Raw genomic sequence first — 13273 nt, forward strand, 5'->3', positions numbered from 1 at the left:
GATGACGACCGACGGCCGGCCGGTCCTGCTGGTGGGGGCGAGCGGCCTCGCCCGCGAGGTGCTGCCCCTGCTGGCGGAGGAGGGCCGCACGGTGCTGGGCGTGCTCGACGACCGGTACGCCGACCTGCCGCCGGTCCTCCCGCCGCCGTACGACCACGTGCCGGTCCTCGGCCCTGTGTCGTCCGCACCCGACCACCCCGACGCCGCCCTCCTGCTGTGCGTGGGCCCGAGCCCGGTGCGCGCCGCGCTGCGGGACCGGCTCGGGCCGAGCGCGGGGTTCGCCACCGTCGTCGACCGGTCGGTCCGCAACCCTGCTGCCTGCGGGATCGGCGCCGGCTCGATCCTGATGGCACACGTGGTGATCACCGCGGACGCCGTGCTCGGCGAGCACGTGGTCGCCATGCCCGGCGTCACGGTCACGCACGACTGCGTGGTCGGCGACGTCGCCACGCTCGCCGCGGGCGTCGCCCTCGGCGGCGGCGTGGTCGTCGGGCCGGGGGCCTACCTCGGGATGAACGCCTCGGTCCACCCCGGCGTCCGCGTCGGTGCGGGGGCGACGGTCGGCATGGGCGCGGTCGTCCTTCACGACGTGCCCGACGGCGAGACCTGGGCGGGCGTCCCCGCCCGCCGGCTGGTGCCACGCCCCGCGCGCGTCGCCGACCCCCGCCGCACCACCGACACCCAGCCGTTCCGGACCGCCCAGGAGGCGCGATGAGGTTCCACCGCCCCGCGGCCCCGGCCGAACGCGCCACGGTCTCGGTCGTGATCCCCTGCTACCGGTACGGCAACTACCTGCCCACCGCCGTCGCCTCGGTGCTGGAGCAGGAGGACGTGGACGTCGACGTCCTGGTGATCGACGACGCCTCGGACGACGACAGCGCGCAGGTCGCCCGCAACCTGGCCGACCAGGACGCGCGGGTCCGCGTCGTGGTGCACACCGCCAACGCGGGGCACATCGCCACGTACAACGAGGGCCTGAACCAGGTCAAGGGCGACTACGTCGTGCTGCTCTCCGCCGACGACGCGCTCGTGCCCGGCTCGCTCGCCCGCGCCGTCGCCCTCATGCAGCGTCACCCGAGGGTCGGCCTGGTCTACGGTCACTGCGCCTACTTCACCGACGAGCCTCCCCGCGCCGACCGCGCGGCCCGGAGCTGGACCACCTGGCCGGGGCGCCAGTGGCTGACCTGGATGTGCTCCCGCTCCACCAACCCGGTGTACACCCCCGGGGTGGTGATGCGCCGCACGGCCTGGGACGACGTCGGCCGGTACGACGCGCGGGTGCCCCACGCCGGCGACATGCTCCTCTGGTACCAGACCGCGGCACGCTGGGACGTCGGACGCGTGAACAACGAGGCCCAGGCGCTCTACCGGGTGCACGGCACCAACATGCACCTGACCCAGTACGCCGGGATGCTCCGCGACATGCAGGAGCAGCGCGCGCTCCTGGGGATCCTGTTCGAGGAGACGCCGCCCGCGCACCTGCCTCCGGCGCGGGTCCGCGAGTCGGCGCTGCGGTCCATCGTCCGCCGCGCGAACCGGCTGGCGATCGCCGGGTCGCGCGACCCGTCGGGCGACGGCTCCGCCGAGGCGTTCCGGCGGTTCTCCGCCGAGACCACCGCCTTCCTCGGCGGACAGGGCGTCAGCCCGGTGCTGGTCGCCTGGGATGCCTGGCTGGAGAGCCGGTGGGGCGGGCTGCCGCGCCGTGCCTCCCGGCACCTGTGGTGGCGGCTGTGGCGCAGGTACGGCGTATGACCACGGCCCCGCTCGGGACGCAGGTCAGGTCCGGGCTGGTGTGGAGCGCGCTGAACAACGCCACCCTGCGGCTCGGCACCCTGATCACGGGCATCTTCCTGGCCCGCATCCTGGACCCCGAGACGTTCGGCGTGTTCGCCGTCGCCGCGACCGTGCAGGGCATCCTGATGACGGTCAGCGAGCTCGGGCTCGCCGCCGACCTGGTGCGCCGCGGCAGGTTCGACGAGCGCGGCCCCACCATCGCGACGCTCTCCCTCGTCTCCTCGGGGCTTCTCACGGCCGCCATGTGGTTCGGCGCACCCGCCATCGCGGAGTTCATGGGCGCCGTCGAGGCGGCACCCGCTGTGCGGGCCATGTCGCTGACCCTCCTGCTCGCCGGGATCGGCGTCGTCCCGTTCGCCCGGCTGCAGCGCGACCTGCGCCAGCGGGAGCTCTTCCTCATCGAGCTGGTCGCGTTCACCGTCTCGACCACGCTGTCGGTCGGGCTCGCGCTGGCCGGCTGGGGCGCCATGGCGATCGCCGTCGGCAGGTTGTGCTCGATGGTCGCCGTCGTCGTGCTCGAGTTCGCCACGACCCGGACGCTCCCCCGGTTCGGGTGGCGGTCCGACGTCGCGTCGTCCGGCTTCCGGTTCGGGTTCCCGCTCGCGTGCGCCGGGCTGCTGTCGCTGGTCCTGCTCAACATCGACAACGTCCTGGTCGGGCGCCTGGGCGGGCCTGTGCTCCTGGGGCTCTACTCGCTCGCCTTCAACGTCTCGTCCTGGCCCAGCTCGGTGATCGGCACCGCGGTCCGGGCGGTCGCGATGCCTGCGTTCGCGCGGCGCAGCGACGACACCGGAACGGCGGACCACGACGGGCTGGTCACCGCGTCGTCGCTGACCTGGGCGCTGGCGGTCCCCGTATCGATGCTGCTCGGCACACTGGCGGGTCCCGTGATCGAAACCCTGTACGGGCACGCGTGGGCCGCGGCGGCCGGGGTCCTGGCCTGGCTCGCCGCAGTCGGCGCGTTCCGCATCCTGTTCGACGTCTGGGTCGCTTACCTCACGGCGGGCGGCTGGTCCGGGAAGCTGCTGCGCCGGCAGGGGTTGTGGCTGGTCGCCCTGGCACCGGTGATGTGGTGGGGCGTCGGGTCTCTCGGGCTGGTCGGCGCAGGGGCGGCGCACCTGGTCGTGGTGACGGTGGTCGTGCTCCCCGCGTTCCTGCACGCGCTGCACGGCACCGGGGTCCGGCTGCGCAGGCTCGTCGTCCCGCTGCTGGTGCCGGTCGCCGCGGTCGTCCCGGCCGCCGCCGTCGTCCTGCTGGTCCGGCACGTCGCCCCCGACGCGTGGGTCCATCTCACCGTGGGCGGCGTCGCCGGGTTCGCAACCTACGCCGCCCTCGTACTGCCGTGGCTGGCACGGCTCCTCCCTGCCGGGGTCCTGCCCGGGCAGGACCTGCTCCGCCGGCTCTCCCGCCGGCCACGTCGTGCCGACCGGCCCGACCCCGAACCCAGCAAGGACATGGTCCCATGACCTCCGAGACCGTACCGTTCGTCAACCTCGACCACATGCACGACGAGATAGCCGAGGAGGTGGACGCCGGCCTGAGCGAGGTGCTCCGGTCCAAGGCTTTCGTCCTCGGACCGCAGGTCGCCGCCTTCGAGCAGGCCTACGCGGCGTACTGCGGCGTCCAGCACTGCCTGGGCGTCGGCAACGGCACCGACGCGCTCGAGCTCGCCCTGCGTGCCTCCGGCGTGCGGCCCGGCGACGAGGTGATCATCCCTGCCAACACGTTCGTCGCGACTGCCGAAGCCGTCCTGCGGGCCGGGGCCAAGGTGGTGCTCGCGGACGTGGACGACGACTTCCTGCTCGACCCGGCCTCCGTCCGCGAGCACCTGACGGAGCGGACGACGGCGGTGGTGCCGGTGCACCTGTACGGCCAGATGGCCCAGGTCGAGCTCATCGCGGAAGCGGTCGGCCCGGGGGTCGCCGTCGTCGAGGACGCCGCGCAGTCCCAGGGCGCCCGGCGCCACGGCCGCCGGTCCGGCTCCCTCGGGACCGCTGCCGGCACGAGCTTCTACCCCGGCAAGAACCTCGGCGCGTACGGGGACGCGGGCGCTGTGACGACCGGCAGCGCCGAGGTGGCCGAGCACCTGGCGAAGCTGCGCAACCACGGCGGCGTCCGCCGCTACGAGCACGACGTGATCGGGACGAACTCCCGGCTGGACACCGTGCAGGCGGTCGTCCTGTCGCTCAAGCTGGCCCGGCTCGACCGCTGGAACGGCCGGCGCCGGGACGCGGCCGACCGGTACGCCGCGCTGCTGGAGGGCGCTCCCGGCCTCACCTTGCCGCGCACGGCGCCCGGCAACGAGCACGTGTGGCACCTGTACGTGGTCCAGGTCGAGGAGCGGGGCAAGGCCCAGGCGGCCCTGGACGAGGCGGGGGTCGGGACCGGGATCCACTACCCGGCTCCGATCCATCTCCTTCCTGCCTTCTCCTACCTGGGCGGGCGGGCCGGTGACCATCCGGTCGTCGAACGGCAGGCGTCCCGGATCCTCTCCCTGCCGATGTTCCCCGGGATCACGGCCGCGCAGCAGGAGTGGGTCGCCGAGGCACTGCTGAACGTCCTCTGACCCACCGAGAGCATCCGAGAGAAGGAGCACCCATGGCCCGATCCCGCTTCGCCCAGACCACTGCCACGCTGCGCCGCGCCCGCGACGTCGGGCCGCGCGGGGTGGCGCAGCGGCTGGCCGCGCGGGCCTATCGCGCAACGGGCGCCCAGGCACTCGACCTGCACCTCGACCCGGCCGACGTCGTCGGCGACGTGCCTGCCTCGCTGCCGGTGCCCGCGCCCCGCCCGGCGGGCGGTGCGGGCCAGGACTCCCCTGGGCTCACGGTCGGCTGGGTGACCAGCCCGCCCGCCGCCGGGTCCGGCGGCCACACGACGCTGTTCCGGATGGTCGAAGGGCTGGAGGCGCGTGGCCACACCTGCGTCGTGTACCTCTACGACCGGCACGGGCTCGACATCGCCCAGCGCACCGCGGAGCTGCGGCGCGGCTGGCCAGGGGTGCGGGCAGAGGTCCGGGACGCACGCGCGGGCATCAGCGGCGTGGACGCGGTAGTGGCGTCCTCGTGGGAGTCGGCCCACGTCGTGCTCTCCTACGGTGCGGAGCCCGTGCACCGGCTGTACTTCATCCAGGACTTCGAGCCGTACTTCTACCCGCGCGGCTCGGAGTACGAGCTTGCGGCCATGACCTACCGGTTCCCGTTCCGCCGCATCGCGCTCGGCGAGATGGTCGCCGGCTGCCTCCGGTCCGAGCTGGGCCAGGACAGCGACCTCGTCCCGTTCGGGTGCGACACCCGCACCTACCACCTGCCGAAGGCCAGGATGCCTCGGTCCGGGGTGGTGCTCTACGCCAAGCCGGACGTCGGCCGCCGCGGCTATCTCCTGGCCCGCCTGGCGCTCGAGCGCTTTCACCGTACGCACCCGGACCAGGAGATCCACGTCTACGGGTCACCGCCCACAGGTCTGCCGTTCCCGGTGACCTACCACGGGAGCGTCACACCGACGGCGCTGAACGAGCTGTACGGGCGCGTCGTGGCCGGGCTGGCGATGTCCTTCACCAACATCTCGCTCGTGGCCGAGGAGATGCTCGCCGCCGGCGTCGTGCCGGTCGTCAACGACTCCCCACTGTCCCGCGCGGACCTGCCGGGCGCGTACGTCGGCTGGGCAGAGCCGACGGCGGAAGGCATCGCCGTGGAGCTCGCGGCCGCCGTCGACCGGCCGGACGCCGACGCCTACGCGGTGGAGGTCGCCGAGAGTGTCACGGGTCGGTCCTGGGACCTGACGCAGGAGCTGGTGGCGCAGATCGTGGAGGACGAGGTGCGGCGCGGTGACGGTGCATGACGGGTCGGCGCCCGCGGATCTCGAGCACTGCTATGACGGTGAACGTGGCGGCGACGCCGAGCACGCCGGCCATCCCGGCGCTCCGGCCGCGCGACCCCTTCACCTGATGGACCACCGTCGACTCGGGGGCAACCGTCACGGTGATGTCGTTGACGGGCGCCACCCCCGCGTCGCGCTGCAGGCGGTCCAGCGCCTCGGTGATCTGCGCGATGATCTCGCCCTGCCGCGCCGCGGCCTTGTCGGCGGTGGCCGCGACGACCTCGACGTACAGGACCTGCTCGGCGAAGTGGGGGGCCCACTGGCCGCCCGTGTCCGGCAGGCGGATCGACCAGCCGTCACGTACCCCCTCGCCGACGAGCGACGCGTCCGGAGAGGCGTACTTGGTGACCGCGTCCGGCCCCGAGACCGTCTTGGCGACCGCACCCGCCGTGATGATCAGGTCCTCGGAGGTGGTGCGCAGCGAGTTCGGGTACGCGGCGCTCGGCGGCGCGAGGAACACGACCTGCGTGCGGCTCCAGAAGACGCCGTCGTCCAGCGTCGTGGAGTACATGAGTCCGAGCGTCGCCACCGCGCCCGCCACCAGGACGATCCAGTGCCGCAGCGCCGCACGTACCAAATCCCAGAACTTCATCGAATCTCCGCTATTTCTCTCTCTGCCATTTCCCAGAGTGGGCGAAATTCGGGCCAGAATGCCGCGGCTCGTTCCTTTCCTCGCCCTCGCACGATACCTTTGTCGAGCGTGGCGTGATACGCCCGGAAAGGGTGAACAAATGTCATTCCTCGACCTGATCGCAGCCTTGGGCCGCCAGTGGATGGTGTCGATCGCGGGGCTCCTGGCGACCGCCGCACTCGTCTGGGGTGCCGCCGCCATGGAGCCGCCCGTCCACACCGCGCGCGCCCTGGTCCTGCTGGTGCCCTCCGAGCAGGCCGTCGGCAAGGGCGGCAACCCGTTCCTGGCGCTCGCTGGTCTCGACCTTCCGGCGCGCGTGGTGGTCGCCTACTACGAGAGCGACAGCGCCAAGGCCCAGTTCACCTCCGGCTCCCCCGACGCCGAGTACGTCGTGGCCATCGAGGAGTCGACGCGCGGACCGGTGATCGCCGTCGACGTGACGGACGAGACCCCGCAGCGCGCCCTCGAGACCCTTGACCTGCTCACCTCGTCGATCCCCGTCGAGCTGCGGCGGCTCCAGGAGGAGGTCGACGCGCCGGAGGACGCCATAGTGTCGACGATCGTCCTCGCCAAGGACGAGCGGACGGAGACCGACACCAGCGGCACGGTGCGGATGCTCATCGCTGCCTCAGGCGTCGGGCTGGTGGGGACCGTCGTCGGCGCCGTGGCGACCGACGGGATGCGGCGCAGCCGGTTACGGCGTCGGACACCGGTCACCGGGCCGCCTGTCCTCAAGCCGCCGGCGAGCAAACCATCGGACAGCGACCCGCCCTGGAACAACCCCGCCCCCGACTCCCGCGACCGCCGGAGGGACGACGCACCCGCCCGGGCGGCCACCGCGGAGCCCTGGTGACGCGGGCCCGGCCCGCCGCGACCCACCGGCATGCCGCACCGGCACGGTCCCCGTTCCGGCGGGCCGTGCCGTTCGACATCGTCACCTGGCTCTCGATCTACCTCGTCCTGCTGTTCGCCGTGCCGTCGAAGCTGGTGATCGGGCCGCTCGGCAGCGCGGGGGCACCGTCGATGGTGCTCGGCCTCGTGAGCCTGCTGCTGTGGGTCCTCATCGGTGTCGGCGCGGCCGGCATCGGCGCGGCCGGGTCGGAGCCGCGCCGCCCCCGGCAGGTCCGGGTGGCGCTCGGCCTGTTCCTCTTCGGCGTCGGGGTGTCGTACGTCATCGCGATGTCGCGGCCCGTCGTCTGGGGCGAGGTCAGCCCCGCCGACGTCGGGCTCCTGTCGCTGCTCGCCTGGTCGGGCATGCTCCTCCTCGCGCACGACGGGATCGGGTCCCCCGCCCGACGCGACGTGCTGGTGTGGCGGCTGGCCCTCGCGGGCGGCGCCCTGGCCGTGCTCGGGCTCGCCCAGTTCGTCGTCGGTGAGCTGTTCGTGGACCGGATCTCCCTGCCCGGGCTGACCCTCACGTCGCCGTACGAGCTCGGGGAACGCAACGGACGCGTCCGCCCGCAGGGCACGGCCACCCACCCGATCGAGTACGGCGTGCTGGTCACCATGCTGCTGCCGCTGGCGCTGCACGTCGGCTTCCAGCACACCGAGCGCCGAGCCCTGGTGCGCTGGGCGCCCGCTGCGGCGTCGCTCGCGCTGGTGCCCGCATCGGGTTCTCGGTCCGCCTATGTGGGCGCCGCCGTCGGCCTCGTGATCCTGCTCATCGGCTGGCGAGGATCGCGGCGCCGCGTGATGCTCGGCGTCACCGCGGCGGGCACGGCCGTAGGACTGGTGGTCGCACCGGCGATGCTGGCGTCGATCCTCGGCCTGTTCACCGGCGTCGCCGATGACCCGAGCGTCGCCTCCCGGACCGGATCGTTCGCGCTGGCGGGCGACTTCATCGCACGAGACCCCCTGTTCGGACGAGGGCTGGGCACCTTCCTGCCCACCTACCGGATCTTCGACAACCAGTACCTGCTGCTCCTGGTGACCGTCGGCGTGGTGGGCACTGCTCTGTTCTGCGGCCTCGGCATGGCGGCGGTCCGTGGGCTCGTGCGGGCCCGCGCCCACAGCGTGGACACCGACGCCAGGTCCCACGACCTCGCGCTGGCCCTCATCGCCTCGGTCGTCGTCGGCTTCGTCAGCCTGTTCTTCTTCGACGCCTTCGCTTTTCCGATGACGATGGGCGCCCTCTTTCTTCTGATCGGTCTCACCGGGTCGCTGCACGACCGGACATAGTCGCGCCGGCCGGTCCGTCATTCACCCGGACATTCACCCTCCGCCGTATTCCGCGCCGGCACTTCTTCGTTCACGATAAACAAATGATCAATCTCTGCTTTCACGGCATCGGGACGCCCCCAGTCGGTGTCCCGGCCGAGGAGGCCTCCTACTGGATCGGCGTCGGCACGTTCCGCCGGGTCCTCGACCTGGTCGCCGATCATCCGGACGTGCGGATCAGCTTCGACGACGGCAACTCCTCCGACGTCGCCGTCGCGCTGCCGGACCTGCAGGAGCGAGGGCTGGTCGCCGAGTTCTTCGTCATCGCGGGCCGTCTCGAGGACCCGGGCTCCCTGTCGGCCGACGACGTGCGCCGGCTGCGCCTCGCCGGGATGGGTGTCGGGTCGCACGGGATGCACCACCGTGTGTGGCGCAGGCTGGGTCCCACGGAGCAGCACGAGGAGCTCGCGGTCGCCCGCCGGCGACTCGAGGAGATCCTGGACGAGCCGGTACGCACGGCGGCGTGCCCGCTCGGCCGGTACGACCGCGCGACCCTGGCCGCGCTGCGGCGGCTGCGGTACACCCGCGTCTACACCAGCGACCGGGCACTGGCCCGGCCCGGTGCCTGGCGGCAGGCCCGGTTCAGCCTCCGCGCCCACGACACGGCCGACGACGTCGCCGGCTGGCTCCGGCACGGCGACCGCCGCGCCACCCGGTTCGCCGACTCGGCACGCACCTTCATCAAGGGGCTGCGCTGATGGGGGCAGAGGTCGCCGCCGTCATCGTGACCTACAACAGCGCCGAGCACGTCGATGCTCTCCTGGACGGCCTGCCCGGCGCCTTTGGCGACGTCCCGTACACCACGGTGGTCGTCGACAACGGTTCCACCGACGGGACACCGGCGCTGCTGCGACGCCGGGGCGACTGCACGGTCGTCGAGAGCGTGAACGACGGCTACGGGGCCGGCATGAACCGTGCGGTGCGCCACGCGCCGGAGACGGCCGCGATCCTGGTGCTCAATCCGGACGTGGAGCTCGACGCCGACGCGGTGCCGCGGATGCTGAGCGTGCTGCGCCGACCGGGGGTCGGCATCGTGGCTCCCCGCACCCGCGAGGCCGACGGGCGCCTGTCTCCGACGCTGCGGCGTACGCCGACCGTGGCTCGCGCCGGAGGGCTGAGCTTCACCCGCATGCCGCTGCTCGCGGAGCGGATCGACGACCCGCGGGCCTACACCACCGAGCACGCGGTGGACTGGGCGGTCGGCGCGATCTGGCTCGTGGACCGGGAGTGCTTCGAGGCGGTGGACGGGTTCGACGAGTCGTACTTCCTGTACTCCGAGGAGACGGACTTCGCGCTCCGGGCCCGGGACCGTGGCTGGGCCACGGTCTACACACCGACGGCGGGCGGCATGCACATCGGTGGCGGATCAGGTACGAGCCACGAGACCCACACCATGCAGATGCTGAACCGGGTGCGCCTGATCCGGCGGCGTCGCGGCACGGGAGCCGCCTGGCTGTACTACGCGCTGACCCTGCTCGTGGAGCTCCGCCGCGGCCTCCTGGGCCACCGCGCGTCCTGGCCGACGCTGCGGGCGCTCGTGCGCCCTGCCCTGCGTCCGGCCGCGCTCGGGGCGAGCGACACGGTGCTGCCCCGATGAGCTCTCCCCAGGAGGCGGGAGCGCCCGGGTCGCCGGTCGCGTCCGTCATCGTTCCCGCCCACGACGAGGAACGCACGATCGGCCGCCTCCTGGACGCGTTGTGCGCAGAACCCGGCCGGTTCGAGACGGTCGTCGCGTGCAACGGGTGCACCGACGAGACGGCGCGGGTGGCCGCACGGTACCCGGTGACCGTGCTCGACCTGCCGGAGCCCTCCAAGGCGCGCGCGCTGCGTGCCGCCGACAAGGTGGCCCGGACGTTCCCGCGGGTATACCTCGACGCCGACGTCGAGATCACCGCGGACGGCCTGGCCCGGCTCGTGGCCGCGGTGGGCCCAGGACGCGCGGCGGTCGCGGCACCACGGCGGGTCATGCCTCGTACAGGGGTCTCCGTGCTCACCCGCTGGTACTACGACGTCTGGGAAGCGCTGCCCACCGTGCGTTCGGGTCTGTTCGGGCGCGGGGCCCTGGCCGTGTCCCGGGACGGTGCACGCCGGGTCGAGGCGCTGCCCGAGATGATGGCCGACGACCTGGTGCTCTCCGAGGCGTTCGCACCGGCCGAGCGCGTCGTCGTGCAGGACGTCGCCGTCGTGGTGCACCCGGCGCGCACCCTGCGGGACCTCGTCCGCCGTCGTGCACGGGTGACGACCGGCAACGTCCAGGCGGACCGGGCCGGCCTGCGCGGGGCCGAAGCACGCACGACGCTCGGCGACCTCTGGCAGCTCGTGCGGGAGCGCCCGGGCCTGGCGCCGCGGGTCCCCGTGTTCCTCGGCGTCGTGCTCGCCGGGCGCGCCCGCGCCCGCGCTGCCGTGCGCGCAGGCGACTTCACCACCTGGGAACGCGACACCAGCACCCGGTGACCGACGCCGTCGGGCGAACGGGTCTATGTGCCACTTCCTGTGCACTCGATCGCGGGGCCCGGAGTCGTCCGACCCTCGTCGCTGACCGTCACGACGTGCGCCTGCCACGCGGTGAGGGCCGAGCAGAGGACGTCGACCGGTCCGTAGCCCCAGCTGTTCCGCACCACCTGCAGGTCGCGCACGGTTCCCGGCGTGCCCGCACGGAACGGGTAGCCCCCGCCCTCGACGAGCAGCCCGTCGATGGTCAGCGACGTGTTGCCCTGGCCGCTCGGGTAGAAGAAGGGCCCGGTGCCGTAGCAGTCCTTCCGCTCGACCATGATGATCCGCGTCTGCCGGACGGTCACGCTGCCGCCGCCGTACCCCTGGATACCGTCGCCGTGCCAGTCCGGACAGGCGTCGGGCGGCGTGATCCGGACGAACGAGCGCTCGACGACGACGTCGCCGCACTGCTCGGCGCCCACCCTGATCCCCTCCGGGACACCGTCGATCACCACGTCCCGCACGGTGAACCCACCGCTCCCGATGACCGGCGGGTCGGTGTCACGTGTCGGCGCGGACCCCGCGACGAACCGGGACGCCTCGATCACCAGGCCGGACCCGCAGGTGTCACCGGCGTCGTTCACCACCTTGGTCCCGACGGCGTCCACCCGCCGCAGCGTGACGTCCTTCGCCGCGACATAGATGATCCCGTCCGTGATCCGCAGGTCCTCGACCACCGTCCCCGCCCTGCGGATCCAGAGGTCCCCCGTGTGGGTGCGCCGCGGCGACCACCCGGCGGGCAACCCCGCGGTCTCGGCCGTCGGGAACGTGATCGGCACCGCCGCCGTGCCGGACGAGGAGAGGTCGCCGGCGGCCGCGGGCCCTGCGGCGTCGGGCGACGGCCCGGACGCGGTGGAGTCCTCGGGCGGCGACGGCAGAGGTGCCGGACCGAGCGTGGTGAGCACAGCGGCGACCAGCGCACCGACGGCCCACCGGAGCGCCACCCGCCAGGACGGAGTGCCCATGCGGTTCATCCTGGCACGCCGGCCCTCTTCGCTCATCCGGGCACCTGGCCGGCGCCCGCCGCGCGCGAGGCGGCGAGCTGCTCGTAGAGGTCCGTCATGCGCTCGATCCGGCGGTCCCACAAGCACGTGAGCCACACGGGAGGAACTCGCCGATTCGTTGACGACCACCACCCGATAGTGGGGGCCGCCGCACGACAAAGGCACCCCTCTCACGGGTGAACGTAGGGGTGATAAAGACACCCTCCACGATGTCGCGGGGAATTTCGGGATGAAATCCGGCCACCCCGGCGGATTCACCCCGCACGCGGCCTGCCGGCGCAATTTCCCGGGGCCATAATGCGGACGTGTCACATTCGAACAAGGTCGGGCTCGTCCCGATCACACCGGATGACCTCTCTCGCGTGGGCGAGTTTCTCAGCGCGCACCTGGACAACGCCCTCACGCCCGACCGATGGGCCCGGTCGCTGCGCCCCACCTGGACCACGAGCCACCCCCACCACGGGTTCCTGCTCGAGTCTGACGGCCGGGTCGTCGGCGTGTACGCCGGGGTCTACTCCGAGACCGGCGGCCCCGACCGGCAGCTGGCGGTGTGCAACCTCGCCGCGTGGTGCGTCCTGGAAGAGTTTCGCCAGCACTCGCTGCGGCTGGTGCGCGCGATGCTCGCCCAACGTGACCGGGAGCTCACCGACCTCTCGCCGAGCGGGACCGTCGTGCCCCTGAACGAGCGCCTCGGCTTCCGCCGCCTGGACACCTCCGGCGCGCTGGTCGTCAACCTCGCCCTGCCCACGCAGCCCGGTGTTCGCCTGCTCAGCGGGCGGGCAGACATCGAGGCCGTCCTCACGGGCGGCGACCTGGCCGCCTACCGTGACCACGCGGGCTCGGCGGCGGCACGGCATGTCGTCGCCGTCGCCGACGGGCGACCGTGCTGGGTGGTGTTCCGCAGGGTGCGGCGCAAGCGGCTCGGCCTGTTCGCCTCGGTGCTCCACGTGAGCGACCGCGACCTTTTCGGCACGGTCGCGCCGGCGGTGTACCGGCACATCCTGCTCGCGCACCGGCTGCCGTTCACCCTGGTCCAGACCCGCGTGTGCGGCCCTCGCCCGTGGCACTCCGTACCGCTGTCCGCACAGCGACCGATGATGTACCTGAGCCGGACCGGGGAGCCACCGGAATCGGTCACGTACCTCTACAGCGAGCTCACCCAGGTCCCGTGGTGAAGACGGCGGGAAACATCTCACCCGGCCAGTGAGGCCGGTATCTGCCGGCCCTCAGGAATTCACCTCCTTGAATTCACCTT

The 13273-nt window shown here is 72.8% G+C and carries 13 protein-coding genes; 11 read left to right on the forward strand and 2 right to left on the reverse strand.

The genetic code is table 11. The features are described 5' to 3' along the window. Position 1 precedes the first annotated feature (1 nt). From APR04_RS07230 to APR04_RS07250, 5 genes are read left to right on the forward strand one after another with little or no spacing between them, the layout of a single operon-like run. Positions 2 to 715 carry a NeuD/PglB/VioB family sugar acetyltransferase gene (locus APR04_RS07230; protein WP_253868939.1) on the forward strand — a complete coding sequence of 238 codons (714 nt, stop codon included), beginning with the start codon at positions 2 to 4 and terminating at the stop codon, positions 713 to 715. Then, positions 712 to 1752: a glycosyltransferase family 2 protein gene (locus APR04_RS07235; protein WP_253868944.1), complete on the forward strand. Its 1041-nt coding sequence runs from the start codon at positions 712 to 714 to the stop codon at positions 1750 to 1752. The genes APR04_RS07230 and APR04_RS07235 overlap by 4 nt, the downstream gene beginning before the upstream one ends. Further along, complete coding sequence (locus APR04_RS07240; protein WP_253868948.1) at positions 1749 to 3260, forward strand: oligosaccharide flippase family protein; 1512 nt, start codon at positions 1749 to 1751, stop codon at positions 3258 to 3260. The genes APR04_RS07235 and APR04_RS07240 overlap by 4 nt, the downstream gene beginning before the upstream one ends. Beyond that, complete coding sequence (locus APR04_RS07245; protein WP_253868951.1) at positions 3257 to 4360, forward strand: DegT/DnrJ/EryC1/StrS family aminotransferase; 1104 nt, start codon at positions 3257 to 3259, stop codon at positions 4358 to 4360. The genes APR04_RS07240 and APR04_RS07245 overlap by 4 nt, the downstream gene beginning before the upstream one ends. Positions 4361 to 4392: 32 nt before the next feature. Next, positions 4393 to 5634 carry a glycosyltransferase family protein gene (locus APR04_RS07250; RefSeq protein WP_253868953.1) on the forward strand — a complete coding sequence of 414 codons (1242 nt, stop codon included), beginning with the start codon at positions 4393 to 4395 and terminating at the stop codon, positions 5632 to 5634. Here APR04_RS07250 and APR04_RS07255 read toward each other — a convergent pair. After that, positions 5552 to 6265: a hypothetical protein gene (locus APR04_RS07255; RefSeq protein WP_253868955.1), complete on the reverse strand. Its 714-nt coding sequence runs from the start codon at positions 6263 to 6265 to the stop codon at positions 5552 to 5554. The two genes, APR04_RS07250 and APR04_RS07255, sit on opposite strands and share 83 nt — an antisense overlap. 139 nt (positions 6266 to 6404) lie before the next feature. Here APR04_RS07255 and APR04_RS07260 point away from each other — a divergent pair, with 139 nt between their 5' ends. From APR04_RS07260 to APR04_RS07280, 5 genes are all read left to right on the forward strand, one after another. Beyond that, a complete protein-coding gene (locus tag APR04_RS07260) occupies positions 6405 to 7157 on the forward strand; it encodes a hypothetical protein (protein WP_253868957.1) in 753 nt (250 codons plus the stop codon). Next, positions 7154 to 8482: an O-antigen ligase family protein gene (locus APR04_RS30965; protein WP_253868960.1), complete on the forward strand. Its 1329-nt coding sequence runs from the start codon at positions 7154 to 7156 to the stop codon at positions 8480 to 8482. The genes APR04_RS07260 and APR04_RS30965 overlap by 4 nt, the downstream gene beginning before the upstream one ends. 83 nt (positions 8483 to 8565) lie before the next feature. Next, positions 8566 to 9219: a polysaccharide deacetylase family protein gene (locus APR04_RS07270; RefSeq protein ID WP_253868962.1), complete on the forward strand. Its 654-nt coding sequence runs from the start codon at positions 8566 to 8568 to the stop codon at positions 9217 to 9219. Continuing rightward, entirely contained in the window at positions 9219 to 10118 is a 900-nt protein-coding gene (locus tag APR04_RS07275; protein WP_253868964.1) for a glycosyltransferase family 2 protein, read from the forward strand. Before APR04_RS07270 ends, APR04_RS07275 begins: the two co-directional genes overlap by 1 nt. After that, on the forward strand, positions 10115 to 10975 hold the full coding sequence (locus APR04_RS07280) for a glycosyltransferase (protein ID WP_253868966.1): 861 nt from the start codon (positions 10115 to 10117) through the stop codon (positions 10973 to 10975). The genes APR04_RS07275 and APR04_RS07280 overlap by 4 nt, the downstream gene beginning before the upstream one ends. Before the next feature lie 23 nt (positions 10976 to 10998). Here the strand turns inward: APR04_RS07280 and APR04_RS07285 are convergent, their stop codons facing one another. Beyond that, positions 10999 to 11979: a hypothetical protein gene (locus APR04_RS07285; RefSeq protein WP_253868969.1), complete on the reverse strand. Its 981-nt coding sequence runs from the start codon at positions 11977 to 11979 to the stop codon at positions 10999 to 11001. A 344-nt stretch (positions 11980 to 12323) separates the two neighbouring features. Here APR04_RS07285 and APR04_RS07290 point away from each other — a divergent pair, with 344 nt between their 5' ends. Beyond that, positions 12324 to 13193: a GNAT family N-acetyltransferase gene (locus APR04_RS07290; protein WP_253868971.1), complete on the forward strand. Its 870-nt coding sequence runs from the start codon at positions 12324 to 12326 to the stop codon at positions 13191 to 13193. Positions 13194 to 13273: the final 80 nt, after the last annotated feature.

This window comes from Promicromonospora umidemergens (assembly GCF_024171995.1).
Taxonomy (GTDB): domain Bacteria; phylum Actinomycetota; class Actinomycetes; order Actinomycetales; family Cellulomonadaceae; genus Promicromonospora; species Promicromonospora umidemergens.

What these genes read in the sequence shown, in the direction of transcription:
- APR04_RS07245 (WP_253868951.1), top strand. Translation starts at nt 3,257, where the DNA reads ATGACCTCCGAGACCGTACCGTTCGTCAACCTCGACCACATGCACGAC.
- APR04_RS07285 (WP_253868969.1), bottom strand. Translation starts at nt 11,979, where the DNA reads ATGGGCACTCCGTCCTGGCGGGTGGCGCTCCGGTGGGCCGTCGGTGCG.
- APR04_RS07280 (WP_253868966.1), top strand. Translation starts at nt 10,115, where the DNA reads ATGAGCTCTCCCCAGGAGGCGGGAGCGCCCGGGTCGCCGGTCGCGTCC.
- APR04_RS07255 (WP_253868955.1), bottom strand. Translation starts at nt 6,265, where the DNA reads ATGAAGTTCTGGGATTTGGTACGTGCGGCGCTGCGGCACTGGATCGTC.
- APR04_RS07275 (WP_253868964.1), top strand. Translation starts at nt 9,219, where the DNA reads ATGGGGGCAGAGGTCGCCGCCGTCATCGTGACCTACAACAGCGCCGAG.
- APR04_RS07230 (WP_253868939.1), top strand. Translation starts at nt 2, where the DNA reads ATGACGACCGACGGCCGGCCGGTCCTGCTGGTGGGGGCGAGCGGCCTC.
- APR04_RS07260 (WP_253868957.1), top strand. Translation starts at nt 6,405, where the DNA reads ATGTCATTCCTCGACCTGATCGCAGCCTTGGGCCGCCAGTGGATGGTG.
- APR04_RS07250 (WP_253868953.1), top strand. Translation starts at nt 4,393, where the DNA reads ATGGCCCGATCCCGCTTCGCCCAGACCACTGCCACGCTGCGCCGCGCC.
- APR04_RS07235 (WP_253868944.1), top strand. Translation starts at nt 712, where the DNA reads ATGAGGTTCCACCGCCCCGCGGCCCCGGCCGAACGCGCCACGGTCTCG.
- APR04_RS07270 (WP_253868962.1), top strand. Translation starts at nt 8,566, where the DNA reads ATGATCAATCTCTGCTTTCACGGCATCGGGACGCCCCCAGTCGGTGTC.
- APR04_RS07240 (WP_253868948.1), top strand. Translation starts at nt 1,749, where the DNA reads ATGACCACGGCCCCGCTCGGGACGCAGGTCAGGTCCGGGCTGGTGTGG.